We start from the raw sequence: 2,386 nt of genomic DNA, 5'->3' as shown, positions 1-2,386 counted from the left end.
GCACTCAAGTTATCAAAGAATGATGAGGCAAAAATTAAAAGATGAAGGACTTAGATCTATCCAATAAAGATGAATTAATCAAAGAAGAAGAAGAAAAGTATATTCTTCAAACTTATCGTCGTTATCCTATCTCTATTTTAAAAGGAAAAGGAGCCTTGGTTTGGGATGCTCAAGGCAAGGAATATCTTGACTTTACCTCGGGGTTAGCAGTATGTAACTTAGGCCATAGCCACCCTAAAATAGTAGAGACTATTAAAGAACAAGCTTCTATCTTAATGCATACTTCAAATTTATTTTATACTGTTCCTCAGATCAATTTAGCTAAAAGATTAATTCAATTATCTTTTCCAGGAAAAGTCTTTTTTTGCAATAGTGGAGCCGAAGCTAATGAAGCAGCGATAAAGTTAGCTCGAAAACATGGAAAAATAACTGGAGATAAATATGAAATTATTACTCTTGAAAACTCCTTCCACGGTCGGACATTAGCTACTCTTACCGCTACTGCTCAGACTAAATTTCATCAAGGCTTTGAGCCTTTGCCTGAAGGCTTTAGGTATTGCCGATTTAATGATTTAACAGATCTTAAGAATAAGATTACCCCGGTTACAGCCGCGATAATCTTAGAAGTTATCCAAGGAGAAGGAGGGGTAAATATTGCTGAGGCTTCTTATCTCAAAGAAGTAAGAGAGATTTGCAACCAACAAGGTATTTTATTAATCTTTGATGAAGTTCAAACAGGCATAGGAAGAACTGGAGAGATGTTTGGCTTTCAAAACTATCGGGAATTAACTCCAGATGTAATTACCTTAGCTAAAGCCCTGGGTAATGGTTTCCCCATAGGAGCGATGATTGTAAAGGAAGAATTTACTTCTTGTTTAAGTTTTGGAGAACATGCTTCTACTTTTGGAGGAAATCCTTTAGCGGCTGCTACGGGTTGGGCAGTCTTAGATACGATCATTAAAGAAGATATCTTAGAAAGAGTAAAGAAGGTTAGCACTTATCTGCTGGCCAGACTTCACGAATTGGCTAAAAAATACAATTTGATCCTTAAGCAGATTAGAAGTCAAGGATTAATGATCGGCTTAGAATTAACAATCAAGGGAGATAAAATAGTAAAAGATTGTTTAAAAGAAGGGCTGATAATTAATTGCACCTGTGAAAAGGTGTTGCGTCTTTTGCCTCCTTTGATTATTACCAATAAAGAAGTAGACCAAGCTTTAGATATACTCGATAAAGTTTTAAATAATAATGAGACCATTAAGGATTAAATTCTAATGAAACAAAAAAACTTTCTTTCTTTAGAAGATTTTGAGAAAAGCGAGATTGAAGAACTTATTAAGTTATCCTTCAAGTATAAAAAAGACCGGCGGAAGTTAAAGATCTTAAAAGGAAAGACGGTAGCTTTAGTCTTTCAAAAACCTTCAATCCGAACTCGAGTAACTTTTGAAGTAGGTATTCACCGTTTAGGAGGAGTTTCTATCTGCCTGGGACATCAAGAAGTCCAATTAGGCAAAAGAGAGACTGTTCCTGATATCGCCAGAGTGTTGTCTCGTTATGTTAATGGTATTATTGCTCGAACCTTTTCTCATGAAATTCTTCTTCAAATGGCCGAATATTCTTCAGTCCCAGTGATCAATGCTCTATCGGATTTACTTCATCCTTGTCAAATATTAGCCGACTTAATGACTATTCAAGAGAAATTAGGTCAACTTAAGAACATCAATCTAGTTTATGTTGGCGATGGAAACAATATTGCTAATACTTGGCTAATTGGCGGGGCTAAAATGAACCTTAATATTACTATTGTTACTCCTCCTGCCTATAAACCAGATCAAGAGATATTGGCTTATGCTAAAGAAATCTCTAAAGGGGCCTCTACGGTAAAACTTTGTGAAGTGCCAGAAGAAGTAATTTCCGAAGCTGATGTCCTCTATACCGATGTTTGGACAAGCATGGGCCAAGAAAAAGAAACTGAAGAAAGAAAAAAGGCTTTTTCTGGATTTCAATTAAGTCAAGATTTAGTTAAGTTAGCTAAAAAAGATGTTCTCATTATGCACTGCCTTCCTGCTCATCGAGGTGAAGAAATTACTGACGAAGTAATAGAAAGTAAAAATTCTATTGTTTTTGACCAAGCAGAAAATCGACTTTATACCGGAGAAGCTATTTTAACTTATTTGCTCCAAGATAAGTAATTTTCTTTTGATTTGACCAAGCAGAAAATCGACTTTATACCGGAGAAGCTATTTTAACTTATTTGCTCCAAGATAAGTAATTTTCTTTTGATTTGACCAAGCAGAAAATCGACTTTATACCGGAGAAGCTATCTTAACTTATTTGCTCCAAGATAAGTAATTTTCTTTTGATTTGACCAAGCAGAAAATCGACT

2 protein-coding genes are annotated in these 2,386 nt (G+C 35.2%); both read left to right on the top strand.

Annotated features, from left to right (window positions below):
- Positions 1 to 41 precede the first annotated feature (41 nt).
- Positions 42 to 1,268, top strand: a complete 1,227-nt coding sequence (locus KJ849_05660) for an aspartate aminotransferase family protein (GenBank protein MBU2600041.1) — start codon at positions 42 to 44, stop codon at positions 1,266 to 1,268.
- A 6-nt stretch (positions 1,269 to 1,274) separates the two neighbouring features.
- The gene (gene argF, locus KJ849_05655) at positions 1,275 to 2,192 is read left to right on the top strand and encodes an ornithine carbamoyltransferase (protein MBU2600040.1); all 918 of its coding nucleotides are present in this window, start codon (positions 1,275 to 1,277) and stop codon (positions 2,190 to 2,192) included.
- The last annotated feature ends 194 nt before the right edge of the window (positions 2,193 to 2,386 follow it).

It is taken from the genome of bacterium (genome assembly GCA_018830565.1).
Taxonomy (GTDB): domain Bacteria; phylum UBA9089; class JAHJRX01; order JAHJRX01; family JAHJRX01; genus JAHJRX01.
The sequence above is the reverse complement of the archived record's forward strand: the minus strand, read 5'-3'. Positions and strand labels throughout refer to the sequence as shown.

Coding starts and splice junctions, on each gene's coding strand:
- KJ849_05660 (MBU2600041.1), top strand. CDS start 42: ATGAAGGACTTAGATCTATCCAATAAAGATGAATTAATCAAAGAAGAA.
- argF (MBU2600040.1), top strand. CDS start 1,275: ATGAAACAAAAAAACTTTCTTTCTTTAGAAGATTTTGAGAAAAGCGAG.